Annotated in this window: 26 protein-coding genes; 6 read left to right on the top strand and 20 right to left on the bottom strand. The window is 52.9% G+C overall.

Features of this window, described 5'->3' with window-relative positions; translation table 11 throughout:
• Window positions 1-92: 92 nt before the first annotated feature.
• The 9 genes from OGX86_RS19235 to OGX86_RS19195 all read right to left on the bottom strand — a co-directional run bounded on the left by OGX86_RS19235 (window position 93) and on the right by OGX86_RS19195 (window position 9718).
• Complete coding sequence (locus tag OGX86_RS19235) at window positions 93-1277, bottom strand: MFS transporter (protein WP_057067663.1); 1185 nt, start codon at window positions 1275-1277, stop codon at window positions 93-95.
• Window positions 1278-1466: 189 nt separating this feature from the next.
• Complete coding sequence (gene proX, locus OGX86_RS19230) at window positions 1467-2462, bottom strand: glycine betaine/L-proline ABC transporter substrate-binding protein ProX (protein ID WP_003825976.1); 996 nt, start codon at window positions 2460-2462, stop codon at window positions 1467-1469.
• 189 nt (window positions 2463-2651) lie between these two features.
• Complete coding sequence (gene proW / locus OGX86_RS19225) at window positions 2652-3716, bottom strand: glycine betaine/L-proline ABC transporter permease ProW (RefSeq protein ID WP_286640423.1); 1065 nt, start codon at window positions 3714-3716, stop codon at window positions 2652-2654.
• The gene (gene proV, locus OGX86_RS19220) at window positions 3709-4911 is read right to left on the bottom strand and encodes a glycine betaine/L-proline ABC transporter ATP-binding protein ProV (RefSeq protein WP_003825980.1); all 1203 of its coding nucleotides are present in this window, start codon (window positions 4909-4911) and stop codon (window positions 3709-3711) included. The genes proW and proV overlap by 8 nt, the downstream gene beginning before the upstream one ends.
• 354 nt (window positions 4912-5265) lie before the next feature.
• Complete coding sequence (nrdF, locus tag OGX86_RS19215; protein ID WP_048215699.1) at window positions 5266-6225, bottom strand: class 1b ribonucleoside-diphosphate reductase subunit beta; 960 nt, start codon at window positions 6223-6225, stop codon at window positions 5266-5268.
• Window positions 6226-6235: 10 nt separating this feature from the next.
• On the bottom strand, window positions 6236-8380 hold the full coding sequence (gene nrdE, locus OGX86_RS19210; protein WP_286640421.1) for a class 1b ribonucleoside-diphosphate reductase subunit alpha: 2145 nt from the start codon (window positions 8378-8380) through the stop codon (window positions 6236-6238).
• Entirely contained in the window at window positions 8353-8763 is a 411-nt protein-coding gene (nrdI, locus tag OGX86_RS19205) for a class Ib ribonucleoside-diphosphate reductase assembly flavoprotein NrdI (RefSeq protein WP_103014808.1), read from the bottom strand. The genes nrdE and nrdI overlap by 28 nt, the downstream gene beginning before the upstream one ends.
• On the bottom strand, window positions 8760-9005 hold the full coding sequence (nrdH, locus tag OGX86_RS19200; RefSeq protein WP_032944700.1) for a glutaredoxin-like protein NrdH: 246 nt from the start codon (window positions 9003-9005) through the stop codon (window positions 8760-8762). The genes nrdI and nrdH overlap by 4 nt, the downstream gene beginning before the upstream one ends.
• Before the next feature lie 281 nt (window positions 9006-9286).
• Window positions 9287-9718, bottom strand: coding sequence for a carboxymuconolactone decarboxylase family protein (locus OGX86_RS19195; protein WP_003825991.1), 432 nt, complete (start codon window positions 9716-9718; stop codon window positions 9287-9289).
• A gap of 90 nt (window positions 9719-9808) precedes the next feature.
• Here OGX86_RS19195 and pdxR point away from each other — a divergent pair, with 90 nt between their 5' ends.
• The gene (gene pdxR, locus OGX86_RS19190; RefSeq protein ID WP_286640417.1) at window positions 9809-11143 is read left to right on the top strand and encodes a MocR-like pyridoxine biosynthesis transcription factor PdxR; all 1335 of its coding nucleotides are present in this window, start codon (window positions 9809-9811) and stop codon (window positions 11141-11143) included.
• Between the two features lie 123 nt (window positions 11144-11266).
• On the top strand, window positions 11267-11617 hold the full coding sequence (locus OGX86_RS19185; RefSeq protein ID WP_003037262.1) for a DUF2002 family protein: 351 nt from the start codon (window positions 11267-11269) through the stop codon (window positions 11615-11617).
• Between the two features lie 36 nt (window positions 11618-11653).
• On the opposite strand, the gene alaE is transcribed toward OGX86_RS19185, so the two are convergent.
• Complete coding sequence (gene alaE, locus OGX86_RS19180; RefSeq protein ID WP_003037259.1) at window positions 11654-12103, bottom strand: L-alanine exporter AlaE; 450 nt, start codon at window positions 12101-12103, stop codon at window positions 11654-11656.
• Window positions 12104-12660: 557 nt separating this feature from the next.
• Between alaE and stpA the strand changes: the two genes are divergently transcribed.
• The gene (gene stpA, locus OGX86_RS19175) at window positions 12661-13062 is read left to right on the top strand and encodes a DNA-binding protein StpA (protein ID WP_008785604.1); all 402 of its coding nucleotides are present in this window, start codon (window positions 12661-12663) and stop codon (window positions 13060-13062) included.
• 35 nt (window positions 13063-13097) lie between these two features.
• On the opposite strand, the gene OGX86_RS19170 is transcribed toward stpA, so the two are convergent.
• From OGX86_RS19170 to OGX86_RS19160, 3 genes are all read right to left on the bottom strand, one after another.
• On the bottom strand, window positions 13098-13277 hold the full coding sequence (locus tag OGX86_RS19170; protein ID WP_003825999.1) for a GDFGVC terminal motif YodC-like protein: 180 nt from the start codon (window positions 13275-13277) through the stop codon (window positions 13098-13100).
• Between the two features lie 90 nt (window positions 13278-13367).
• Window positions 13368-13895, bottom strand: coding sequence for a rhodanese family protein (locus tag OGX86_RS19165; protein ID WP_048225225.1), 528 nt, complete (start codon window positions 13893-13895; stop codon window positions 13368-13370).
• Window positions 13896-13904: 9 nt separating this feature from the next.
• Entirely contained in the window at window positions 13905-14204 is a 300-nt protein-coding gene (locus OGX86_RS19160) for an ArsR/SmtB family transcription factor (protein WP_003037247.1), read from the bottom strand.
• Window positions 14205-14387: 183 nt separating this feature from the next.
• On the opposite strand from OGX86_RS19160, the gene OGX86_RS19155 reads away from it, so the two are divergent.
• Entirely contained in the window at window positions 14388-14546 is a 159-nt protein-coding gene (locus OGX86_RS19155) for a YqaE/Pmp3 family membrane protein (RefSeq protein ID WP_003037242.1), read from the top strand.
• 95 nt (window positions 14547-14641) lie between these two features.
• Window positions 14642-15091, top strand: coding sequence for a peptidoglycan-binding protein LysM (gene lysM / locus OGX86_RS19150; RefSeq protein WP_048215704.1), 450 nt, complete (start codon window positions 14642-14644; stop codon window positions 15089-15091).
• 12 nt (window positions 15092-15103) lie between these two features.
• Here lysM and csiR read toward each other — a convergent pair whose 3' ends face one another.
• The 7 genes from csiR to OGX86_RS19115 form a co-directional block, all read right to left on the bottom strand.
• Window positions 15104-15790 carry a DNA-binding transcriptional regulator CsiR gene (gene csiR, locus OGX86_RS19145; RefSeq protein ID WP_048225222.1) on the bottom strand — a complete coding sequence of 229 codons (687 nt, stop codon included), beginning with the start codon at window positions 15788-15790 and terminating at the stop codon, window positions 15104-15106.
• Window positions 15791-15835: 45 nt separating this feature from the next.
• Window positions 15836-17236 carry a GABA permease gene (gene gabP / locus OGX86_RS19140; RefSeq protein WP_136392270.1) on the bottom strand — a complete coding sequence of 467 codons (1401 nt, stop codon included), beginning with the start codon at window positions 17234-17236 and terminating at the stop codon, window positions 15836-15838.
• 147 nt (window positions 17237-17383) lie between these two features.
• Window positions 17384-18667, bottom strand: a complete 1284-nt coding sequence (gene gabT, locus OGX86_RS19135; protein WP_008785600.1) for a 4-aminobutyrate--2-oxoglutarate transaminase — start codon at window positions 18665-18667, stop codon at window positions 17384-17386.
• Window positions 18668-18692: 25 nt separating this feature from the next.
• Entirely contained in the window at window positions 18693-20141 is a 1449-nt protein-coding gene (gabD, locus tag OGX86_RS19130) for an NADP-dependent succinate-semialdehyde dehydrogenase (protein ID WP_128316611.1), read from the bottom strand.
• 23 nt (window positions 20142-20164) lie between these two features.
• The gene (gene lhgD, locus OGX86_RS19125; protein ID WP_286640414.1) at window positions 20165-21433 is read right to left on the bottom strand and encodes an L-2-hydroxyglutarate dehydrogenase; all 1269 of its coding nucleotides are present in this window, start codon (window positions 21431-21433) and stop codon (window positions 20165-20167) included.
• 17 nt (window positions 21434-21450) lie between these two features.
• Window positions 21451-22428: a glutarate dioxygenase GlaH gene (glaH, locus tag OGX86_RS19120; RefSeq protein ID WP_048215707.1), complete on the bottom strand. Its 978-nt coding sequence runs from the start codon at window positions 22426-22428 to the stop codon at window positions 21451-21453.
• 248 nt (window positions 22429-22676) lie between these two features.
• Window positions 22677-23279 (bottom strand): short chain dehydrogenase, encoded by a 603-nt coding sequence (locus OGX86_RS19115; RefSeq protein WP_048215708.1) that lies wholly within the window; start codon window positions 23277-23279, stop codon window positions 22677-22679.
• Window positions 23280-23377: 98 nt separating this feature from the next.
• Between OGX86_RS19115 and OGX86_RS19110 the strand changes: the two genes are divergently transcribed.
• The gene (locus tag OGX86_RS19110) at window positions 23378-24274 is read left to right on the top strand and encodes a LysR substrate-binding domain-containing protein (RefSeq protein WP_032944682.1); all 897 of its coding nucleotides are present in this window, start codon (window positions 23378-23380) and stop codon (window positions 24272-24274) included.
• Window positions 24275-24304 lie beyond the last annotated feature (30 nt).

Genomic DNA, 24304 nt, shown 5'->3' with positions numbered 1-24304 from the left:
ATAACTTGGTTCAATGAGTTATAACCTTAGCAGACTGATGGGCTCCTTAACACCCTGTGGAGCCCAATCAGCGGTAAACATGCGCTATACGCTTAATTTACGGCTTCCTGACGGTGAAAACCTCGCCACCAGACCACCAGGTTGAGTACGGCAACGGTCGTACCCGCCAGACAAACGCCAGCCCACCCGGCATGCTGCCAGGCAGAGGCTGAAATTAGCGAACCTGCCGCTCCGCCAATAAAATAGCTGGTCATGTATCCGGCGGTCAGGCGATTACGCGCATCCGGATGAATGCGATAGATAACCGTCTGGTTGGTGATGTGTACTCCCTGAACGGTGAGGTCCAACACCAGAATACCGATAATCAGCATGGGGACTGAAGTGTGCCCAAACCAAATAGCAAGCCAGGAGAGCAGCAGTAAGAGCAGCCCCATGGTTGTGGTCAGGTGGGATTTACCTTTATCGGCAAAACCGCCCGCAGGACGTGCGCCTAACGCCCCTGCGGCACCCGCCAGACCGAACAGACCAATCATTCCTTCCGAATAGTTAAACGGCGGCGCGGCGAGCAAAAACGCCATTGAGGTCCACAGAATACTGAAATTGGCAAAAGTCAGGCAGCCCAGCATCGCGCGGGTACGCAGCAATTTATCGTGAATAAACAGGCTGAATACCGAGCCTAACAGCTGAGGATAGTTAAGATGAGTATCGGATTTCATCTTCGGCAGGCCGCGCCACAGCGCAACCGACATCAGCGCCATTAATACTGATGCGACCCAAAATACGGTGCGCCAGCCGCCAAGATTCGCCAGTAATCCCGCCACGGTGCGCGCCAGCAGAATACCCAGCAGCAGGCCGCTCATAATCGTGCCGACAACCTTCCCCCGCTTGTCCGGTGTGGCAAGCGTTGCCGCCAGCGGAACCAAAATCTGTGCCACTACCGAGAACAACCCGGTCAGAGCGGTGCCGAGAATCAGCATACCCAGCGACTGGCTGCTGGCGGTGATCAGCATGCCGCCAGCCGCGAGCAACGTCATGGAGACAATCAGCATCCGACGTTCAAACATATCGCCGAGCGGCACTAAGAACAGCAGGCCGGCAGCGTAGCCGAGCTGGGCCGCAGTGACGATAAACCCTGCAGTACTGGCAGATAGCGAAAAGTTGCGCGCGATGGTGTCGAGCAGCGGCTGCGCATAATAGTTACTGGCGACGGCGAGGCCGGTGGCGATAGACATTAACAGGATCAGCGAAGGGCTAAGTCCCTGAGTGGTTTTCGTCATGGTTTTCAACTGAATAATGGGTTGCAGAAAACAATCATAACGGAAGTGATTAAATGTTGCTGATTTGTTGAGTGATGGATTGTGCGATTGGGGGAGGGAGGATAGGCCGGATTAGGTGCATCGGCCACCATCCGGCATTTATGCGGTTACTTGCCTGATGGCGCTACACTCATCAGGCCTGTGAGTGGATTATTTCTGCGCGGCCAGCGCTTCGTTCACCCAGCCGTCAAACTGCTGCTGGTGGGCTTTGATCCAGCCGTCAACGTGACCCTGTACGTCGGCTTCAGACGCTTTCCCGTCGTGCATCATTGCGTTCTGCGCGTTGATATCCGCCAGCGGCAGTTTCATGATGGCAAACAGTTTCGCCGCAGCCGGGTTTTTCTCCGCCCAGGCTTTATTGGCGACAATATGCATAGTGTTCACCGGGAAGCCGTAGTTGGCACCGTTTGGCAGTTTGGTATCAATATCTTTCTGCTCGCCTGGCAGGGAAGAGAACGGCACCTGCAGCCAGACCACATCTTTACCTGGTTTCATTACGTCGCTCACCCAGTACGGTGTCCAGGTGTAGTAAAGAATGGGTTTACCTTCTTTGAAGCGGGTAATGGTGTCGGCCATCATCGCCGCATAGTTACCGTGGCTGACCTCGACGGTTTTTTCCAGATCGAAAGCTTTGTTCTGGTGGTTGATGACTGCTTCACAACCCCAGCCCGGTGAACAGCCCATCATATCGGCTTTTCCGTCACCGTTGGTGTCAAAGATTTTGGCGATCTTCGGATCTTTTAACTGGGCGATATTGGTGATTTTGTACTGCTCAGCGGTTTTCTTGTCGATCAGATAACCCTGTGCGGCACCCGTAACGAATACCCCCTCGCGATAAAACTTTTTGTCTCCGCCCGCCGCGGCGTACATATCATCATGCAGCGGCTGCCAGTTCACGGCGGTAAAAGTTGCATCGCCAGAGGCAATGGAGGTATAGCCGACGTTGTAGTCAACTTCGCTGGTTTTGTTAACGGTGTAACCCAGTTTCTCCAGCGCACGGGCGACTAACTGCGTCTGGAAGGATTCTTCAGAGATCGTACTCTGGATTGGCTGTACGGTGATGCCTTTGCCCGGCAGGTCGGCAGCGAAAGTGCTGGTGGAGACAAGGGTGGCAAACGCTGTGGCAATAATAACTTTCTGTCGCATCGTTGTTCCTTATTACACTTCATCCTTCAAGCTGCCTCTTTGTTGGCTGCACTCATGCACTCCAGTCACGTACTACTTGTACGCTCCTGGAGATACATTCGTTTGCCGCCGCGATGCAACTTGAATGATTTTGTGTAAGCTAATGAATTGTAAGCCCGGTAAGCACAGCGCTACCGGGCAACGGGTGTATTACTTCGTGAATGGGCGAGTGATAAGCCCAACGGGACCGGTGGTGTACCAGCGACGGTTGCCACGACTACGTGAGTCGCGACCAACGGCCTGCGTCAGGCGGTCGAGAATGATGGCGAGGATCACAATCCCAACTCCGCCGACGGTGGCAAGCCCCATATCCAGACGACCGATTCCACGCAGAACCATCTGACCCAATCCGCCGACGGCAATCATCGACGCGATGACGACCATTGAGAGCGCCAGCATCAGCGTCTGGTTAACCCCGGCCATAATGGTGGGCATTGCCAGCGGGAGCTGCACTTTAAACAGCATCTGACGCGGGCTGGCACCAAACGAGCGCGAAGCTTCAATCAGATCGGCTGGCACCTGGTTAATCCCCAGAATAGTCAGACGCACGATTGGCGGCAGGGCGAAGATAATCGTCACCACTACGCCCGGGACGTTACCAATACCGAACAGCATGACAATCGGCACCAGATAGACAAACGCGGGTGTGGTTTGCATGGCGTCCAGCAGCGGGCGAACAATTTTTGCTGCCCGTGGACTGCGCGCCAACCAGATCCCCATCGGCAGACCGATCACCACGCAGAACAGCAGCGCGGTCAACACCAACGCCAGGGTTATCATGGCCTGCGACCACGCGCCGATGGCACCGATGGCAATTAAGGAAATCAGCGTAGCAACGCCCATCCCCACGCCGGAAATCTGCCAGGCAATCAGCGCGAACAGGATAATCGCTACCGGGGCTGGCATACCTAACAGCAGCTGTTGAAAGCCGTTGAGAATGTAATCCACCGGGACACGAATGCCCTGGAAGACCGGACGGAAATGGGTAACGACCCAGTCGATCCCCTCTGTGACCCAACTGTCCAGCGGGATCAGCGTTTTATGGAACGGATCCATAATATTGAAATGCTCTGGTGCCGGCGCGGGTGCGCTGGTCAGCCAGTCCGCACCACCACCGTCAGTGGGTGTGCCTGATGGCGTACTCCAGGCATCAGCATTTTGTGCGGCACTATCGGCCGCTGGTGTGGTGTCCCACGGATTAGTTTGATCAGCCATTGTTTACCCCCTCACGATCTAAAGCCTGTAACAGCATGCGTTTTGAAATGACGCCCACATACTGCTGTTCCTCATCTACAACCGGCACCGCGCACGGGGCCTGACCGACATGAGAAAGCAACTCGCTGAGAGGGGTTTGTGCATCTACGGCTAACGGCTCATCGATCAATGCCGCTTCAATACCTTGCGCCTGACTTAACGCTGTTTTTAATGAGTCGATAGAGACAACGCCAACGAATTTATTGCCGCGTTCGATCACGTAACCATATTCGCGATCTTTGTCCTGCAATAATTGCAGCGCAGAACGTGGACCCACCCCGGGGTTTTTACGAATCAAACCTTCGGGACTACGGCGTGAAATATCTTTCGCGCTAAAGACCTGGCTAATATCGACGCCACGGAAGAAGGTGCGTACATAATCATTGGCCGGATTATTCAGGATTTCATCTGGCGTGCCGACCTGGACCACTTCACCGTTTTGCATAATGGCAATTCTGTCGCCAATACGCATGGCTTCGTCGAGGTCATGCGATATAAAGACCACGGTGCGTTGATGCTTCGCCTGTAGTTTTACCAGTTCATCCTGCATCTCAGTACGAATTAATGGATCGAGGGCTGAGAAGGCCTCATCCATTAATAAGATGTCAGGGTTAATGGCTAATGCGCGGGCGAGGCCTACACGCTGGCGCATCCCCCCGGAAAGTTCATCCGGGTAGCCGTGAGCATAATTCTCCAGACCAACCTGGCGCAGCGCATCTAACGCTTTTTCACGACGTTCATCCGCACCTACGCCGGCTAATTCCATGCCGAATGCCGTATTGTCGAGAACCGTCATGTGCGGCATCAGGGCAAAGGACTGGAACACCATCGCAATCTTTTTTCTGCGCACCTCGCGAAGCTCAGCATCGGATATCCGGGCGATGTCTACGCCGTCAATCAATACCTGTCCGCGGGTGGGTTCAATCAGGCGATTGAGAAGGCGTACCATTGTGGATTTACCCGAACCGGATAATCCCATGATGACAAATATCTCGCCTTCTTCAATGGCCAGACTGGCGTTCTTAACGCCAAGCGATAGCCCCGTTTTATCCAGAATCTGCTCTTTTGAAAGTCCTTTTTCAATATATTTGAAGGCTCTCTGGGGATGCTCTCCAAATATCTTATAGAGATTTTTAACTTCTAATTTAATTGCCATGCAATAGAATGATTCCTGTTATTTGTTTATATCGATATATTACCTGATGGAAATAGTGACCTTTTTCTACCCTAACATACTGAGAATCTGAGACAACCCTGAATTTGGTTGTGGCATGAATATTGCCAAAGGCCAAGTGGCGGGACTTCCCGTGATATAAGGGCTGAGCGTGAATGTGAACGGGGTAATATTTTTTGTAAATGGCAATGAAAAACCGCCTGAATTGCTGGAATGCAGGCGAATAATGCGGCTGATATTGAGTGTAGATCACACAATTATATTTGCACGACAAAAGTGTGATCCTGTTAAAATATTTCCGCGAAAAATGTACGGTATTTCCCGCGAAAATGAGCGCTAGAAATTCCAGTCGTCATCTTCGGTTTCGACCGCTTTTCCCATCACATAAGATGAGCCGGAGCCCGAGAAGAAATCGTGGTTTTCATCAGCGTTGGGCGACAGTGCGGCAAGGATTGCCGGGTTAACTTCCGCCATTTCAGGCGGAAATAGCGCCTCATATCCCAAATTCATTAATGCCTTATTGGCGTTGTAACAAAGGAAGGCTTTGACGTCATCCACCCAGCCGGTTTCTGCATACAACTCTTCCGTATAACGCGCTTCGTTATCATACAATTCCATCAGCAGGTCAAAGGCAAAATTCTTTAACTCCTCGCGTGCGGATTCGGAAATATGCTCCAGACCTTTTTGATATTTATAACCAATGTAATACCCATGAACCGCTTCATCACGAATGATCAGACGAATGAGATCGGCGGTATTGGTCAATTTGCCGCGGCTGGAAAAATACATTGGCAACCAGAAGCCAGAATAGAAGAGGAAGGATTCCAGAAACACGCTGGCTATTTTTTTCTTCAACGGTTCGTCGCTGGCGTAATGTGTCAAAACGATCTGCGCTTTGCGCTGGAGTGGGGTATTTTCTTCACTCCAGGCGTAGGCTGCATCCACGTCTTTGGTCTGGCAAAGGGTGGAGAATATTGAGCTGTATGAACGGGCGTGCACCGCCTCCATAAAGCTGATATTCGACAGCACTGCCTCTTCATGCGGCGTTAACGAATCAGCCATTAACGCTGGTGCTCCGGCAACATTCTGAATGGTGTCGAGCAGCGTCAGCCCGGTAAAAACGCGGATTGTTAACTGCTGTTCGGCGGCGTTCAACGTTTGCCAGGCCGGAATGTCATTGGAGAGCGGGACCTTTTCCGGGAGCCAGAAGTTACTGGTCAGACGGTTCCATACCTCAAGATCTTTATCATCCTCAATCTTGTTCCAGTTGATGGCGCTCACGCGGGATAATGTCATTTTCTCCTCCTTACAGCGCGCATGACACGCAGCCTTCGATTTCGGTGCCTTCCAGCGCCAGCTGGCGTAGTCGGATGTAGTACAGGGATTTGATGCCCTTACGCCAGGCGTAAATCTGCGCTTTATTGATATCGCGCGTGGTGGCGGTATCGGGGAAAAAGAGCGTCAGTGAAAGCCCCTGATCGACATGGCGCGTTGCTTCTGCGTAGGTATCAATGATTTTTTGTGGACCAATCTCGTAGGCATCCTGATACAAGGCCAAATTCTCATTGGTCATAAACGGGGCAGGGTAGTAAACGCGCCCGGTTTTGCCCTCTTTGCGAATCTCCACTTTCGACACGATCGGGTGAATGCTTGACGTGGCATGATTGATGTAAGAGATAGAACCAGTGGGGGGAATCGCCTGTAAATTCTGGTTATAAATGCCGTAGCGCATCACATCTTCACGCAGCTGTGACCACATCTCGCACGTCGGCAGCGTAATGCCGCTGGCGGCAAACAGCGTGCGAACCTTGTCGGTTTTTGGCTGCCAGTCGCCCTGCAGATACTGGTTAAAATATTCGCCGCTGGCGTAGCGCGACTGTTTGAATCCGGCAAAGGTTTGACCGCGCTCGCGGGCGATCTTCATTGACGTATTCAGCGCATGCCAGGTGATGGTATAGAAATAGAGATTGGTGAAATCCAGCCCTTCCGGCGAACCGTAGGCGATCCCTTCCCGCGCCAGATACCCGTGCAGATTCATCTGCCCAAGACCAATCGCGTGCGACGCGCTGTTTCCGGCCTCAATCGAGGGCACGCTGCGGATATGGCTCATGTCCGAAACGGCGGTTAAGCCACGAACCGCTGTTTCCACGGTACGACCAAAATCGGGTGAATCCATGGTATGGGCAATGTTCAACGAGCCGAGATTGCAGGAAATATCGTGCCCGGTCTGCGCGTAATTGAGATTTTCATCGTAGGTGGAGGCACTGTTAACCTGCAAAATCTCCGAGCACAGGTTGCTCATATTGATCCGACCGGCAATTGGATTGGCGCGATTCACCGTATCTTCAAACATGATGTAAGGATAGCCAGACTCAAACTGGATCTCGGCCAGCCGCTGGAAGAAATCGCGGGCGTTAATGTATTTTTTACGCACACGTTCGTCGGCAACCAGTTCGTCATAGCGTTCACTGACGGCGATATCGCCGAACGCTTTGCCGTAAATGCGTTCCACGTCATAGGGTGAGAACAGCGCCATGTCGGCATTCTCTTTGGCCAGCTTAAAGGTGATATCCGGGATCACCACGCCAAGCGACAGGGTTTTGATGCGGATTTTCTCGTCGGCGTTTTCACGTTTGGTATCCAGAAAACGTAAAATATCCGGATGGTGTGCGTGCAGGTACACTGCGCCCGCACCCTGACGCGCGCCGAGTTGATTGGCATAAGAAAACGCATCTTCCAGCATTTTCATGACCGGGATTACGCCGGAGGACTGGTTCTCAATGCGTTTAATCGGCGCACCTGCTTCGCGCAGGTTAGAGAGCAAAAATGCCACGCCGCCGCCGCGTTTGGAGAGCTGAAGTGCGGAGTTGACCGCCCGACCAATAGACTCCATGTTGTCTTCAATGCGTAACAGGAAGCAGGAGACCAGCTCACCGCGTTGCTGTTTGCCGCAGTTTAAAAAGGTTGGTGTGGCGGGCTGAAAGCGCCCGGAGAGCATTTCATCGGTCAGCTGCATGGCGAGCGTTTCATCTTCCTGCGCCAGCGTGAGCGCCACCATCGTGACCCGATCCTCAAAGTCTTCGAGATAGCGCTTACCGTCGAACGTTTTCAGCGTATAGCTGGTGTAGAACTTCCATGCGCCGAGGAACGTCTGGAAACGGAATCCGCTGGCGTGGGCGTGGTCGAATAGCTTCAGCACGAACGCGCGATCGTAGCGGGCTAACACGCTGGCATCGTAATAGCCTTCATCCACCAACGTTTCCAGGCGCTCCTGCTGGCTGGCAAACGCCACCGAGTTTGGGCGGACGTGGGCGGCAAAGAAAGCCTCCACCGCCTGATGGTCTTTGTCGAACTGAATGCGCCCGGCTTTATCGTACAGATTCAGCATGGCGTTCAGGGCGTGATAATCCAGCGTTGGCTGCATTACACGTTCTGCGGTTGTCGTTGCCAAAATTCGCTCACTCCTTTTCGAACGTTGTCGATATCGCTTTGGGTGCCCATCAGCTCAAAGCGATAGAGCCACGGCACGCCGCATTTTTGTGAGATGACATCACCCGCGCGACCGTAGGCGTCACCGAAATTACGATTGCCGGAGGCGATCACTCCACGGATTAACGCCCGGTTGTGCGTATCGTTTAAAAAGCGGATCACCTGTCTTGGGACCGCGCCAGCAGTGCCGCCACCGCCGTAGGATGGCACGATTAATATGTAAGGTTCGTCTACCCGGATCCGCTCGCGTTCGTTAAGCGGAATGCGGATGGCTGGCAGCCCCAGACGCTGCATAAAGCGGTGCGTATTTTCGGAGCTGCTGGAGAAGTAGACGAGCTGATTCATGCGCTGGCCACACGGTGTTCCGGATGCAGACGGTTGATCATGTCCGGGCGAAACCCTGACCAACTGGTTTCACCCGCGACCACGACCGGTAGCTGGCGAAACCCTTGATCGCGCAGGCTATCAGCCAAATCGGGTTGTAAATCGACGTTTACCATCTCAAAGTCAAAACCACGGCTTTCCATTGCCCGTTTGGTGGCGTGGCACTGAACACAGTTATTGCGAGTGTAAATAATAATACTCATGATTCGTATTTCCATTTAAAAATAAAGGATCGGCGCGATAGAGGGCGTCGGGTTGTGTGTGTCCTGATAGGAAAGATACTAGATGTAGTTTTAAAAAGATTCAACCATACAAGATATGGGAATTTTAGATTGATAATGAGCAAGGTGATGAGCGTGGCGGGGGAAGGTTAACGGGTGGTTATAAATTGCCCGATGGCGCTAAGCTTATCGGGCCTACGGGCAACAGGAGAGCACAACGTAGGCCGGATAAGGCATTTATGCCGCCATCCGGCAGCGCAAAATCACATGCGCATCCCCACCGCCAGACGGTTAAAGCAGTTCATCAGACTAATGGCAAATGTCAGGTCGCTAATTTCTTTCGCGCTGAAATGGTCTAGCAGCGGCAGATAAACGTCATCTTCGGCGTGAGTAGTGGCAATCTGGGTGACCGATTCGGCCCACGCCAGCGCCGCACGTTCCTGTTCGCTGAAGTGGTGACTCACCCGCCAGCCTGCCAGTGCGTCCAGTTTGGCCTGCGCAACACCGGATTTGCGCAGTGCTTTACTGTGCATTTCCAGACAAAAGGCGCAGCCGTTGATTTGCGAGACCCGCAGGTAAATCAGCTCCGTCAACGTAGGTTCCAGCGCGCAGTTTTCCAGCGCTTGGCTTGCCTGAACCAGAGCGTTATAGATTTCAGGACTGAGTTCGTAATAGGGCTGGCGTAACATTGTCATGGTATTTCTCCTCGTTTGGATGACCTGCAATGTAGCACTATAATGGACTGCAACAGAGAGCCATATTGTTGCCAAAAAAGCAGACCATAAATGCCACGTTATCAGCAAATCGCCCGTCAGTTAAAAAACGCAATTGAGAAAGGTGAACTCAAGCCCGGTACCAGATTGCCCTCCAGCAGGACCTGGGCCCAGGAGCTGGGAGTATCACGCTCGACGGTGGAAAATGCCTATGCAGAGCTGGTGGCGCAGGGCTGGCTCGCGCGGCGTGGACAGGCAGGAACGTTTGTCAGTGAGCAACTGCGACCAGAAAGGGCGCCTGCATCGACTGCCATCTTCGCCGGAGAAAATCCCAGACCGCAACCTTTTCAGATGGGATTACCCGCACTCGATCTTTTTCCGCGTGAAGTCTGGGCACGGGTGATGGGACGGCGTTTACGCACCCAAACGCGTTTTGATCTGGCGGTGGGCGATGTATGTGGCGAACGGGTGTTACGCCAGGCAATTGTTGATTATCTGCGCGTTTCACGCAGCATTGAATGCCAGCCAGAGCAGATTTTTATCACTTCAGGCTATGCGGCATCAATGACGTTAATCCTGCGCGCTCTGGCGCATCCCGGTGAGGGAATGTGGGTCGAAGATCCCGGTTTTCCGCTGATCCGGCCCGTGGTGGATCAGGAACGCATTGAGTTGATGCCGGTAGTGGTGGATGCCGATGGTCTGGATGTCAGCGCCGGGATCCGCGACTACCCGCAGGCGCGTTTTGTACTGCTCACTCCCGCTCATCAAAGCCCTCTGGGGGTAGCACTGTCTTTGGACCGTCGCCACCAGTTGCTGGAGTGGGCGACTCGTGCGCAGGCGTGGGTAATCGAAGATGACTATGACAGTGAATTTCGTTACCACGGTAAGCCGTTGCCGCCGCTAAAAAGTCTGGATGCGCCTCAGCGGGTGATTTATGCCGGAACGTTCAGCAAATCGATGTTTCCGGCTTTGCGTACGGCATGGCTGGTGGTGCCTCTGACCCAGGTTGAACGCTTTCGCCAACAAGCGGCGCTAACGGCCTGTAGCGTCCCGGTTCTATGGCAGCAAACGCTGGCGGATTTCATGCGAGACGGCCACTTCTGGCGACACTTAAAACGTATGCGACAGCATTATGCCGCACGACGACAATGGATGGAAAACGCCCTGACCGAACAAGGGTTTAGCGTCATTCCTCAGGAAGGTGGGATTCAACTGGTGATGAGTGTAGACGGAGATGATACTGCGCTGGTGCGCAAAGCGAATCAGGCCGGGTTAGCGGTTCAGGCGCTAAGCCGCTGGCGAATAACGTCAGAAGGAAAGGGGGGAATATTGCTGTCATTTACTAATATCAGCTCGGCGGAAATGGCGCAACAGGCGGCCTACCAACTGAGGTTGGCGCTGACATAAATCTGTACGTTACTTAAGATATTCGTCTCATCGTGTTCACTCGTTTATGGACTTTTCTGAAAGCGTTGCTAATGCTGAATCAGGTAAGGTAAGCCCGCAGTAAAAGATAACGAGGAAAATAATATGTATTTACGACCTGATGAGGTGGCGCGCGTACTTGAAAAAGTGGGCTTTACCGTTGATGTAGTGACGCAGAAAACGTACGGCTATCGGCGTGGCGAAAATTATGTGTATGTTAATCGTGAAGCTCGCATGGGGCGTACCGCATTAATTATCCATCCCACGTTAAAAGAGCGTAGCTCTTCGCTGGCGGAACCGGCAACGGATATTAAAACTTGCGATCATTACCAGCAATTCCCGCTGTATTTAGCCGGAGAGACTCATGAGCATTATGGTATTCCGCACGGCTTTAGCTCGCGTATTGCGCTTGAACGTTATCTGAGCGGGCTGTTTGGCGACGTTAATTCTAACTAATAACGCGACTGGCAGTGCCAGTCGCGAAGAAGCGTGTCAGGCTTTAGCCTGATGATAGCTGCTGACCTTAAACAAGCGGCGGCAATAATCAAGAAAGTAGCCATAGACAGCGCCCATCAGCATTGACACCACGATGTTCGAACTTACTGCAGCCGTAATCTGATGCCAGTCTGCGCCAACCGTCAGTAGAATAATCACATACACCGGCGACTGGAAGGTGACATAAGCCAGCACATCCGCCAGATTTTTTGCCCATCCTGCCTGCGTGGCTTTACGGGCCGCGCGCATGAACAAATCACGATACATGCCGTATGGCCACGCGATCAGTATGTTGACAGGGATAGCGACTAATCTGGAATACAGCGACTGTTCGAAGCTCATTCCAGAAAGGAATATTTCGATCAACATGTTCACGACAGAACAATAAACAACCATCGCGAACGTGTCTGCTACTGCATGACGCAAGCGTGACTGCGGAGAGAACATGTTAATGCTCCTTGTAAAAAGGGGAAAAAAGGTTTTGAATACCTTAACTGCTAGTGATTTGTCTTGTTGCTTTCGCGTTTTAATAGGATATCTGCCTGGATAATAACTAGCAACTAGCTGAAAATTTTTATTTATTGTCTTTTTGTCGATAAAATGCTCTGCAATGGTTTGTTTTTTGTTCGTTTTGGTGTTTTCGTTGCTGTGTTAATTAAAGTCTTTTTAGATCAAAGAGTTATTGTTGCTTGTTTTTCTGAATTTTTTGCGCTCCTTTTCTGAATGTTGACTGATGTGCAATAGGTATACTCGTTGGTTCCACGAGATGCTGTGGCTTGTTTCTTAAGTGACGCGCTGAGATACCTTGCAGGTATATTCAAAGCTGCAATCAGGGTAATAGAATATATTGTCTGGGCGATAGCAGAATGGATGCTATAAATATCAGAGTTGGCTATTTGTTTAATGATAAACGAATAAATTAGACTGGAATTATAATAATCAGTTGCATACAATATTTAGCGTAATACCATTTTTATGTTTTACGTTAAAGAGGTTTTGTTAATATGAGTTCAATGTTAAAAAACTTAAATAATATCCGCTCGCTGCGTGCAATGGCGCGTGAATTTTCCGTTGATGTACTCGAAGATATGCTTGAAAAATTCAGGGTAGTGACCAAAGAACGGCGCGATGAAGAAGAACAGCTACAGCGCCAACGTGCAGAACAGCAGGCAAAAATTAATGCCTTGCTGGCACAGATGCAGGCAGACGGGATCAGCCCGGAGGAGCTGCTGAGCATAACACCTGCGACGGCACGTTCAGTTAAAAAACGTCAACCGCGCCCGGCGAAATATCGTTTTATCGATCTCAATGGTGAAACGAAAACATGGACCGGACAAGGTCGCACACCGAAGCCAATTGCCCAGGCGCTGGCGGCCGGTAAATCTCTTGATGACTTTTTGATCTAATTGCGAAGGCGGTGAGGAGATCTCACCGCTTATTTTCAGCAAACGCCGAAATCACCCTCTTCGGTATATCGCGTGACATCAGCTGCTTTCAGCGTGAATTTATCACCGCTTTCATTACTGGCTTGTACCGCCACAATTTGATCGTCATTGACTTCAACAACCTTCAGTTTTGGACCGCCCATACGCGGTTGAACCAGATCGCCAGGTTTAAACATATTGTTGCGCTCCTTTATTTATCATTTATCGCAGAACTCACCATAGATCACGTCAACCGGCGGGTACAGTGCTGTTTCAATGATTACCGCTTAATGAGTACGTCGGTTCCAGGGCATGATGTCCAGTAATCGCGCCATACCGCAAAAGCCGGTTACGCCAGCGAGTATCAGCCCGGCGCCCACAAAACCGCTCAGCAGGAAGAAGGCGCTGCTAACGCTATAGCCCAGAATAACGCCGAGTAGGGCAAGGCTGCCTGCGGCTATCTGCACCTGACGCATCAGCGGTAACGGTTGTGAACTGTCTTTCGCCACCGGCAACCCTGCGGCTTTCCAGCCGTCAATTCCACCTTCCAGCAACCAGACCTGCGCGGGTGCGGCGATGGCGCTTAGTTTTGTTGCTGCATTTTGTGTACGTTTGCCTGACTGGCAGTGAAAAATCACCTGCTCGGCGCGTAAATTCGCAGGCAGCGATCCCTGCTCAAGCGCGGGTAATGGCGCCAGATGTGCCTCAGGAATATGCTCGTGCAGATACTCGTCAGCATCGCGGATATCAATCAGTTTTGCACCCTGCGCGACCAGTGTCTGCGCCTCGTGTGGGGAAATCGTCCCAATAGTCATGATGGCTCCTTATGGGCAATACAGTGTTTTTAATGTGGCGATCAGCGAATTCACGGCCGCATTTTTAATGGAGTAGAGGATGCGCTGGGCATCGCGCTGGCTTTCTATCAGACCTTCTTCACGCATACGCGCCAGATGCTGGGAAGTGGCGGAAGGACTAAGGCCGGTAACACGGGCTAACTCACCCGCGCTGGTACCGGGTGAACCACAGAGCATGCACAAAATCAGCAACCGTTTCGGGTTACTCATCGCTTTTAGCAGGGCGGCAGCCTGTTCAGCGCTGGCCTGGAGTTGTTCAAGTTCAGTCATATGTATTTAAGTGTTGTCTAAATTAAGTATATTCTAAAATAAACGGCCAACGTACGCCAGCGTAAAGAGCGTAAAGGAGGGTAAAACAGCAGGGCGAGACGGGAGGAGTTAGCTACACTGATTAATCTTAGAGATAAAATCTCTTTTTAAACAATGATTAATTTTTGCTTGTAGGGAGTGTGTATGGGTTTCTGGAGAATCGTTTTTACTATTATTCTGCCCCCGCTTGGCGTGCTGCTGGGGAAGGGATTCGGCTGGGCATTTATCCTCAATATCGTTCTGACGCTGCTGGGCTACATTCCTGGTTTGATCCATGCCTTCTGGATACAGACGCGTAATTAATTCCTTTCTACTACGGCGCTTCGGCGCCGTTTTCTTTGTGTCCCTTTCTCCTCTGCTACACTTTTGGGTGTTGATTGTTAATTACCGAGGTGGATATGGGACTCTTCAATTTCGTAAAAGATGCAGGTGAAAAACTGTGGGATGCGGTCACTGGAAACCATGACACAGCCGATCTGGCAAAAAGAGTGCAGGAACACCTGAACAAAACCGGCATCCCTGATGCGGATAAAGTGGACGTGCAAATTAATGAAGGCAAAGCCACTGTTTCTGGTGATGGATTAAGTCAGGAAGCGAAAGAAAAAATTCTGATCGCGATTGGTAATATCTCTGGTATCGCCAGCGTAGATGATCAGGTTAAAACTTCTGCACCCGCGAGCGAAAGCCAGTTTTATACCGTGAAATCAGGGGATACCCTGAGCGCTATTGCCAAACAGGTTTACGGTAATGCCAACCTGTATAACCAGATATTTGAAGCGAATAAACCAATGCTGAAAAGCCCGGATAAAATCTATCCTGGACAGGTTTTACGTATTCCGGAACAGTAATATTATTCAGGCTTATTGCGTCAGCAATTTACCGCTCATAGCCTGTTGAATAATCGGAATCGGCGTCAGCAAGTGCTGGCGCATTAATTCGCTGGCGCGCGCGGCATCACGTGCCAGAATCACTTCGGTCAGCGTCTTGTGCTGATCGTGTTTGTCTTCCAGCATTTCAACCGACAGTACCGTTTTACGCAGCCAGATAAACCGGTAGCGCGCCGCCAGAGAAAACAGCCGTTCACGCATTTGCAGCAGATATTGTGAACCACAGCCGGCGACAATCGCCGAGTGAAACGCCTGATGGCGCTGATCCCACTCGTCGAGCATCTGTTCGCTGGCATCAATGGCTTCAAGCTTACTGAGCATATGCGCGCGCGCCAGAATTTCAGCTTCCCAGGCGTCGTCGCCGCGTTCAATGGCCAGCGCGACCAGCATGGCTTCCATATTGGCGCGGGCATCGAAAATATCGAGCAACTCCTGCTCTGACATCGGGGCGACACGATACCCTTTCTGATTAACCACCGTCACTAACCGCTCGGCAACTAACTGCGAAAGCGCTTCGCGCAGCGGTCCCACGCCTAGCTCATAGCGTGAGGTTAGCAGACTCATACGCAGTTTTTCATCAGGCTGATACACACCGCGGATGATGTCGTTCTTCAGCCAGCGGTATCCATCAATGGCCGTCGGTTGGGGAATGGCGGTCATGGTCATACTCCTGAAAGGATTTCCCGGCCTGCGCCGGGAACAGGTTTAATGCGTATTTTGCAATGGTGCTTTTTGCCACGATAGCAGTTTTTTCCAGCGTGACATAATGGGCACGGTGCAAATAATTCCTATGGCTAACAACCCGGTAGAGATAACTTCCAGCTGTTGGGCCGGGCGAAACAGCATGACCACCAACACAAAGATAATAAACGCGATGACCAGCCAGGTAAGCCACGGATAGAGCCACATTTTCAGTTTAATTTCACCGCCTCGCGCCAGCAGGATTTTGCGCATCCGCAGTTGAGAAACGGCAATGACCAGATACACCAGCAGCGCGATGGCACCGGAGCTGTCGATCAGGAATTTAAACACCTTGGCCGGGGCGTAATAGTTGACGATGACGGTGAGGAACGCAGCACCTGTCGACAGTAACACCGCCACATAAGGCGTTTTGCTGCGGTTCGTTTTACCCATAAAGGCGGGCGCATCGCCACGGCGGCTCAGGGAGTAGAGCATACGCGATGACGTATACAGTGCGGAGTTAAGACAGCTGGTCACTGACAGTAAAATGACGCAGTCCATGATCAATTTCGCGTGCGGGATATGCAGTAGCTCCAGCACCGAGCGATAAGAACCGACTTCTTTCAGGCCCTGCATGTTCCACGGGATCAGCGCCACCACCACAAAAATAGAGCACAGATAGAAGATAGAGATACGCCAGATAACCGAGTTGGTGGCGCGAACGATATGTTTATCCGGGGTATCGGATTCGGCGGCGGCGATGGTAACTATCTCTGCGCCCATAAAGGAGAACATGGTGATTAACATCGCGCTGATCACGGCGCCAAAACCGTTGGGCATAAAGCCGCCCTGATCCCACAGGCGTGAAACTCCGCTAACCTCGGCATAAGGGTAGAAACCGCTAATCGCCGCCGCACCGAGGGTAATAAACGCCAGAATGGCAACCACTTTGCACAGCGCCAGCCAGAACTCGAACTCACCGTAATTTTTGACGCTCAGCAAATTACTGCCGGTTAACGCCAGCGTGATAACCAGAGAAAACAGCCAGATAGGAATACCTGGTACCCAGGAGTGCAGAATGATGGCGGCGATATTCGCTTCCAGAGGGATAACTAACACCCAGAACCACCAGTACAGCCAGCCGATGGTATAACCTGCCCACGGGCCAATGGCCTTATCGGCGTAAGTGGAAAAAGAACCGGTATCCGGGGTGGCAACGGCCATTTCGGCCAGCATGCGCATAATCATCACCACCAGCAATCCGGCGAACAGATAGGCTAATAATACTGCGGGACCGGCTTCTGCAATCGCCACACTTGAACCGACGAACAGACTTGCGCCGATTACCCCGGCAATAGACAGCATGGTGACGTGGCGTGATTTCAGCCCGCCCCCTAAATCATGTGATTGTGACACTTGCCCCATCTTTAAACCTCGTTATTGTTATTGACGTCGCTTCCTGCACCTTACCCGTAGGCCCGGTAAGCGTAGCGCCACCGGGCATCACAACATTGCCGGATGGCAGCGCTTGCGCTTTATCCGGCCTACAATTTCCCGTTTTTATTCGGGGGTTTAACCCTGCTTTGCCTCGGCAAAACACTGGGCGATAATGTCCAGCCCCTGGCGGATTTGCGCATCTTCAATAGTCAGCGGGACAAGAATGCGCAGCACGTTGTAGTAAGGTCCGCAGGAGAGCAGGATCAGTCCTTTCTCGCGTGCACGCGCCACCACTTCCGCAGTCAGTTTGGCGTCTGGTTTCGTGTGGTCGCCGTTTTCGAACAGTTCGATAGCAATCATCGCGCCCAGCCCGCGTACGTCGCCAATCTCGCGATGGGTTTCCGCGATAGCCAGCAGGCCTTCGCGCAGGGTTTGTCCCAGCTCGTTGGCTTTTTGCAGCAGATTTTCCTGTTCAAAAATGTTCAGTACCGCCAGCGCGGCGGCGCAGGCAATTGGGTTACCGGCATAGGTACCGCCCAGACCGCCCGGTGGGATTGCGTCCATGACTTCGGCGCGTCCGGTCACGCCCGCCAGCGGGAAGCCTCCGGCGATGGATTTGGCGAAGGTGGTGAGATCGGGCGCAACGCCCATCTGCTCCATGGCAAACAGCGTACCGGTACGGCCCGCACCGCTCTGTACTTCATCGGCAATCAGCATGATCCCGTGTTCGTCACAAATGGCGCGCAGCCGTTGCATAAAGGAAGGAGAGGCTGCGTAAAAGCCACCTTCGCCCTGAACGGGTTCAATCACGATGGCGGCGACGTCTTCTGGCGCGGCATCGTTTTTGAAAATGCGGTGAATGCTGGCGATAGCATCATCTTCACTGATGCCGTGCAGAGGGCAAGGATAAAGCGCGCGATACACGTGACCCGGCATCAGCCCCATTCCGGCGGAGTACGGATTGACTTTCCCGGTCAGTGACAGGGTGTAGTGGGTACGACCGTGGTAAGCGCCGCTAAAGGCGATAGTCCCCGTACGCTTGGTGGCGGCGCGGGCGATTTTCACCGCGTTTTCTACCGCTTCAGAACCGGTGGTCACCAGCAGGGTTTTCTTGGCGAAATCACCCGGCACTTTCTTATTCATGATTTCACACAGCTCCAGGTACGGCTCATAGGCCAGCACCTGGAAACAGGTATGGGACAGCTTTTTCAACTGCGCTTCTACCGCAGAGACGATCTGCGGATGCAGGTGACCGGTGTTCAGCACCGCAATACCGCCAGCAAAGTCGAGGAATTCCCGGCCTTCAACGTCCCAGACCCGACAGTTTTCTGCCCGCTCGGCAAAAATAGGGTGGATCTGTCCTACGCCACGGGGAACGGCGTTGCTGCGACGTTGCATAAGTTCTTTGTTGGTGCTCATCAGGTGTTCTCCAGTATTTGTTTTATTAAAGGCCGATGCACATATATTTGATTTCTAAGTAGTCTTCGATGCCGTATTTCGATCCTTCACGGCCAAGACCGGAGGCTTTTATCCCCCCAAACGGGGCGACTTCGTTGGAGATAATGCCGGTGTTAATCCCGACGATGCCGTACTCCAGCGCTTCGCCAACGCGGAAGACGCGGCTTAAATCACGGGCGTAGAAATAGGCGGCCAGACCAAACTCGGTGTCGTTGGCCTGAGCGATGACGTCAGTTTCGTCTTTAAAACGAAACAGCGGAGCCAGCGGGCCGAAGGTTTCCTCTTTGGCGACCTTCGCGTTATCAGGCACATCTACCAGAATGGTGGGCTGGAAGAAGTTACCGCCGAGCGCATGAGGTTTACCGCCCGCGATAATGCGTGCGCCTTTATCCAGAGCGTCGGCGATGTGTTCCTGCACTTTGGCAACCGCTTTCTCGTCGATCAGCGGTCCGGTGGTGACGTCAGGTTGCAGACCATCGCCGAGATGCAGCTTGCTCACCGCCTGCTGGAGTTTTTCAGCAAAGCGCTCATACACGCCGTCCTGCACGTACAGGCGGTTGGCGCAGACGCAGGTTTGACCAGCGTTACGGAACTTCGATGCCAGCGCGCCTTCCACGGCTTTATCAAGATCGGCATCGTCAAAGACGATAAACGGCGCATTGCCGCCCAGCTCCAGCGATACTTTTTTGATGTCTTTGGCGCACTGCTGCATTAACTGACGACCGATTTCGGTCGAGCCGGTAAATGACAGCTTGCGTACCAGCGGGTTGCCTGTTAGCTCGTTGCCGACCGCGCTCGCAGAACCAGTCACCACGCTGAAAACGCCAGCCGGGATCCCGGCGCGATTAGCCAGTTCTGCCAGCGCCAGTGCGGAGTAGGGGGTTTGACTGGCGGGTTTAAGCACCATCGTACAGCCTGCTGCCAGCGCCGGACCGGCTTTACGGGTGATCATCGCTGAGGGGAAGTTCCACGGCGTAATCGCGGCGGTAACGCCGATCGGCTGCTTAATGACGATCAGGCGTTTATCAGCCTGATGGCCAGGGATCGTATCGCCATAGATGCGTTTGCCCTCTTCGGCAAACCACTCAATAAATGAGGCTGCATAGGTGATTTCGCCTTTGGCCTCCGCCAGCGGTTTACCCTGTTCCAGGGTCATCAAGCGGGCGAGATCGTCCTGATGCTCAATCATCAGGTTGAACCAGCGGCGCAGGATATTGGCTCGCTCTTTGGCGGTCAGCGCACGCCAGGCCGGCAGGGCGCGGTTAGCGGCGTTAATCGCTTCGCGGGTTTCATCTGCCCCCATTTTAGGTACGCTACCCAATTGCTGACCGTTGGCGGGATTGGTCACCGCGATGGTCTCGCCGCTGTTGGCGTCACGCCAGTTGCCGTCGATCAGTGCCTGCTGGCGAAATAAGGTTGGATCGTTAAGTTGCATGATTGCTTCCTGTCTTAATCGGTTTAACGGGTAAATGCGGCGTGTAATGTCTCCACGCTACGTGCCGCACGCAGCGTGCGTCCGGGGTTACTCTGGTTCTCCAGCAGCGCATGAACTTTGCTGACAATATGTGCGCCGATAGGGATTGCCGACGTTGCTGCCGGAGAAGGGGCGTTACAGGTGTGAATTGAGCGCGGCGTGGTGACAAACAGAAAATCGTCGATAAGCTTGCCATCAGGTGACACCGCCTGTGCCCGTACGCCCGCAGGCCACGGTTGCAGATCCTTAAGCGTCAGGCTCGGGCAGTACTTTTGTACCAGCCGCAGATAACCGCTTTTGCACAGCGAATTCTTCATTTCGCCAAGCCCTGAGCGCAGGTTGTTTTGTAGCACGCGGCGAATACCAGAAGAGCCGAGGATCTCCAGCGTATCGCTGAGCGAGAAGTCACGTTTACGATAGCCTTCACGTTTAAATGCCAGTACCGCGTTGGGGCCGACGGTGACGCTGCCGTCAATCATCCGGGTCAGATGAACGCCGAGAAACGGCATCGCCGGGTCGGGGATGGGGTAGATCAAATGGTTAACTATCTGATTATGTTCTGGCGCCAGGCGGAAATATTCGCCCCGGAACGGACAGATGATAAAGCCAGGTTCAACGTCGAGCATTTTTACCAGTCGGTCCGCCATCAGGCCAGAACAGCTAATCAGCGTCGCGCCTTCATATTCCTGGCCCTGACGGGTACGGACAATTACGCCCGCGGCATGTTCTTTCAGCGCGCTGACCTCGGCGTTGTAAATAATCTCACCGCCTTTAGCCTGGAAAATCTTCGCCATCGCGGCGGTGACTTCGCGGTAGCTGACAATCCCGCTCGACGGGACAAAAATGCCGCCCAGTCCGGTGATATTAGGTTCACGCTCGCGAAGTTCCTGCGCATTCAGCCATTCGCGCTCCAGACCGTTAGCGGCGGTGCGATCCCAAAGCGCGCGCATGCGCTCCATTTCCAGAGCGGAGGTGGCAACCAGCATTTTTCCGCAGACGTCGTAGCGGATGCCGTTTTGGTCGCAAAAGGCTTTTGTGGCGCGATTTCCGGCCAGGCAAAATTGTGCCTTCAGGCTGCCGGGGGTGTAATAGACCCCGGCATGAATGACGCCGCTGTTGTGGCCCGTCTGGTGGCAGGCCGGGCCGGACTCTTTTTCCAGTAGCGCGATTTTGGCGTCCGGATAGACATCAATCAGTTGCATGGCGGTCGACATGCCGATAATGCCGCCGCCAATAATCACAAAATCATACATCCGCTTTTCCTTCGCGCTTACTGATGGGTCTGGTAGTGGTTGGTCGCGTACGCAAAATAACCACGCTGGCGCATCAGTTCGCGGCGCAAGTCCGGATGCGAAGTGAAACGATCGCGCCCGTGCAGCCAGAACAGGTTGTTGATCAGCAGGAATTTACCTACTGAAACCGGAACGGAAATAATGTTCTTGCTGGTTTCCAGCGCATCGGACAGGTCGCTCAGCCAGACGCCTTCTTCATAGTCTTTTGGCTGGACGAACTGGTCGATGTAGCGCATTACCGGGCGGCCCTGCTGGTCAACGTCAAATACCGGATGGAACACTTCCTGACTGACGTTTTTGCTTGGCGGTGCGGCAAAGCGCATGGCGCGACGTGCCAGAGGATGGGTAAAGTACTGCTCCAGATGCTCCCAGTCGTCGAGGTGCAGCAGCAGCGAGTTACCGCCGGTCATGTTCTGCTCGTCGATCTTCATCATCAGCACGTAATCGGTGATTTCTTCGAGGTAGGTTCCGTCGTTGTGCAATTCCATTACTCGGTGAGGCTGGCGCAGATAGCTGTCTGAGTTATCGACGTTTTTCACCACAAAACGTGCGTAATATTGACCGCTCATCGCATCAAAATTAGAGCGTCCGATGAGGTGCGCTACCGCCGTTGCCAGCTTGACCATCTCTTCCGCCTGCGCCACGTCGTCTACGCCAACGGCATTGATCAGCAGTGCGCCTTCGGCACGATCGAGCAGAGTTTTCAGCAGCAGGGGCTGTAACTGATTGCCGCACAGGTCGTCGAGGATCTTGCCCACTTTGAAGCGCAAGAAGGATTTGTATTCCAGCGCCTGAACCGGCCACTGCGCGACGGCCTGCAGAAATTGCTCAGTGGTCTCAGCAGAAAAAGTCAGCTCCAGCAGGCGTGGGGATTGGGCTGACGGTTTCAGCGTGAAACCGCTGTAGTGCTGGGCTGGATCTTCAGCGTTCGGTTTTACGGCAGTCAGTGCGTTCATCAAATCGTTCCTCTCAGTAGATTGTCAGGGAGATATGGCGCAGCTCGTTTCGTAGCCATAAATTAAAAATATCTACATTTTTGAAAAACGCGCACAGAATGAGCTTGTTTGTTTATTATTTGTGATCAAAAACAACAAATATTTAACATTATGAAGGGTGTGGGTTAATGCGAGAGAAAAGATAAAGTATTTTAAAACAGTGGGTTAATCACGCTGCCGTTGGTGATGTGTCAACGGCAGCGGCAAAGTCAGTAACCGACTTTATAAATACGCCCGGTTTGGATGCCTTCCACACTGCGGCGGTAGGCGTTGGCGACGGTGGTGGCGGGTACGCTTTCAAAGCCCGGGAAGAAACTGTCGTAAGCTTCGGCGGACTCACTCAGCACGGTCGGACTTATCAGGTTAATGCGTTGACCATGGCCTAGTTCACAGGCCGCGGCGCGAACAAACCCTTCCAGCCCGGCATTGATCGTTGCGGCGTTTGTCCCCTGGGCGATGGGCTCGTGGGCGATAATGCCGCTAATTAACGTTATCGATCCGCCATCATTCAGGAAATGCTGCCCGGTTAATGCCAGGCGTATCTGGCCTAATAGTTTATCCTGAAGCCCCTGATTAAAATCCTGGTCGGTCATTGTCGACAGCGGCCCAAAGAACAGATTACCGGTGGCGGAAACGATCGCATCTACCCGACCGACTTTTTCAAACAAGGCCTTGACACTCTCCTGCGAGGTGATATCGACCTGGTAATCACCCTGAGTGCGACCCACGCGGACCACCTCATGTTTACGGCTCAATGCTTGCGTAACTGCGCGACCCACTGTACCACTGGCACCAATAATGACGATTTTCATAACCACCTCAGCAATAGTGTGAGCCGCTATTCTTTAATGAAAATTAAATCAGATAAACTGGCTAAAAGTTAGATGATTACTAACCAGGGGTTTGTAATATGGATAAACTGCGCGGCATGGAAACGTTTGTCGCCGTGGTGGAGAGTGGGAGCTTTACTTCTGCGGCGACGAGGCTCGAAATGTCTGCGGTGATGGTGGGAAAATATATCACCCAACTGGAAGCGCAGCTCGGCACGCGTTTGCTGGAGCGCAATACGCGCCGCCAGAGTCTGACCGATGCCGGACGCGTCTATTTTGAAGAAGCCCGTCGCGTGCTGGAGCAGGTATCGATAGCCGAACGTTCGGTAGAGCGTCTGCGGCTGGCACCTGCGGGGACGCTGCGCATTAGCGCGCCTACTTCTTTTGGCGCTTGCGTGATCTCGCCGCTGGCCGCTGCGTTTTTACAGACCTGGCCAGAGGTGCGCATTGAACTGGATCTCACCAACCGGATGGTTGATCTGGTGAATGAAGGTGTCGATCTGGCGATCCGCATTGGCGATATCCATCAGACTGACGTGGTGGCGAAATACCTGTGTCCCTACCGTATGGCAATTTGTGCTTCTCCAGATTATCTTGCCCGTCATGGCACCCCCCGGACGCCCGCGGATCTGGTGGATCATCTGTGCCTGTCCCATACCGTGTGGACGGCTCGCAACGAGTGGATACTGCCTGGCGTGACGGGGGAGGTCAGATGGAAGCGCGATGCGATCCTGCGCTGTAACGATGGTCATGGCCTGCGTATGGCAGCGGTAGCGGGGGCTGGGCTGTTATTGCAACCTGAGGTGCTGCTGGCGCAAGAACTGGCTACGGGGAAATTGATTCGGATCCTGGAAGGGTTTACGCCGCAGCCGCGGCCAATTCATTTGCTGTGGCGACAGGATTTGCGTCCGTTGCCTAAGCTGACACGGTTTGTTGAACATGTGCTGGAAGGAACGCAGGGGCTGCGCGGAAAATAAAAATGCCGGATGGCGTTGCACTTATCCGGC

The sequence above is a fragment of the Citrobacter sp. Cpo040 genome, assembly GCF_030332915.1.
GTDB classification, from domain to species: Bacteria; Pseudomonadota; Gammaproteobacteria; order Enterobacterales; family Enterobacteriaceae; genus Citrobacter; species Citrobacter portucalensis.
This window is presented reverse-complemented; position numbering and strand designations above follow the sequence as displayed.

Bases quoted from the DNA above. Each gene is read 5' to 3' on its own strand.
- gabD (WP_128316611.1), bottom strand. From the start codon at position 20,141: ATGCAACTTAACGATCCAACCTTATTTCGCCAGCAGGCACTGATCGAC.
- pdxR (WP_286640417.1), top strand. From the start codon at position 9,809: ATGCCACGTTATCAGCAAATCGCCCGTCAGTTAAAAAACGCAATTGAG.
- nrdF (WP_048215699.1), bottom strand. From the start codon at position 6,225: ATGACATTATCCCGCGTGAGCGCCATCAACTGGAACAAGATTGAGGAT.
- OGX86_RS19170 (WP_003825999.1), bottom strand. From the start codon at position 13,277: ATGTTTAAACCTGGCGATCTGGTTCAACCGCGTATGGGCGGTCCAAAA.
- csiR (WP_048225222.1), bottom strand. From the start codon at position 15,790: ATGACCGCCATTCCCCAACCGACGGCCATTGATGGATACCGCTGGCTG.
- alaE (WP_003037259.1), bottom strand. From the start codon at position 12,103: ATGTTCTCTCCGCAGTCACGCTTGCGTCATGCAGTAGCAGACACGTTC.
- OGX86_RS19195 (WP_003825991.1), bottom strand. From the start codon at position 9,718: ATGACAATGTTACGCCAGCCCTATTACGAACTCAGTCCTGAAATCTAT.
- lysM (WP_048215704.1), top strand. From the start codon at position 14,642: ATGGGACTCTTCAATTTCGTAAAAGATGCAGGTGAAAAACTGTGGGAT.
- OGX86_RS19160 (WP_003037247.1), bottom strand. From the start codon at position 14,204: ATGACTGAACTTGAACAACTCCAGGCCAGCGCTGAACAGGCTGCCGCC.
- stpA (WP_008785604.1), top strand. From the start codon at position 12,661: ATGAGTTCAATGTTAAAAAACTTAAATAATATCCGCTCGCTGCGTGCA.
- proX (WP_003825976.1), bottom strand. From the start codon at position 2,462: ATGCGACAGAAAGTTATTATTGCCACAGCGTTTGCCACCCTTGTCTCC.
- OGX86_RS19115 (WP_048215708.1), bottom strand. From the start codon at position 23,279: ATGAAAATCGTCATTATTGGTGCCAGTGGTACAGTGGGTCGCGCAGTT.
- OGX86_RS19185 (WP_003037262.1), top strand. From the start codon at position 11,267: ATGTATTTACGACCTGATGAGGTGGCGCGCGTACTTGAAAAAGTGGGC.
- glaH (WP_048215707.1), bottom strand. From the start codon at position 22,428: ATGAACGCACTGACTGCCGTAAAACCGAACGCTGAAGATCCAGCCCAG.
- OGX86_RS19165 (WP_048225225.1), bottom strand. From the start codon at position 13,895: ATGACTATTGGGACGATTTCCCCACACGAGGCGCAGACACTGGTCGCG.
- proV (WP_003825980.1), bottom strand. From the start codon at position 4,911: ATGGCAATTAAATTAGAAGTTAAAAATCTCTATAAGATATTTGGAGAG.
- gabP (WP_136392270.1), bottom strand. From the start codon at position 17,236: ATGGGGCAAGTGTCACAATCACATGATTTAGGGGGCGGGCTGAAATCA.
- proW (WP_286640423.1), bottom strand. From the start codon at position 3,716: ATGGCTGATCAAACTAATCCGTGGGACACCACACCAGCGGCCGATAGT.
- gabT (WP_008785600.1), bottom strand. From the start codon at position 18,667: ATGAGCACCAACAAAGAACTTATGCAACGTCGCAGCAACGCCGTTCCC.
- OGX86_RS19235 (WP_057067663.1), bottom strand. From the start codon at position 1,277: ATGACGAAAACCACTCAGGGACTTAGCCCTTCGCTGATCCTGTTAATG.
- lhgD (WP_286640414.1), bottom strand. From the start codon at position 21,433: ATGTATGATTTTGTGATTATTGGCGGCGGCATTATCGGCATGTCGACC.
- nrdI (WP_103014808.1), bottom strand. From the start codon at position 8,763: ATGAATCAGCTCGTCTACTTCTCCAGCAGCTCCGAAAATACGCACCGC.
- OGX86_RS19110 (WP_032944682.1), top strand. From the start codon at position 23,378: ATGGATAAACTGCGCGGCATGGAAACGTTTGTCGCCGTGGTGGAGAGT.
- nrdH (WP_032944700.1), bottom strand. From the start codon at position 9,005: ATGAGTATTATTATTTACACTCGCAATAACTGTGTTCAGTGCCACGCC.
- OGX86_RS19155 (WP_003037242.1), top strand. From the start codon at position 14,388: ATGGGTTTCTGGAGAATCGTTTTTACTATTATTCTGCCCCCGCTTGGC.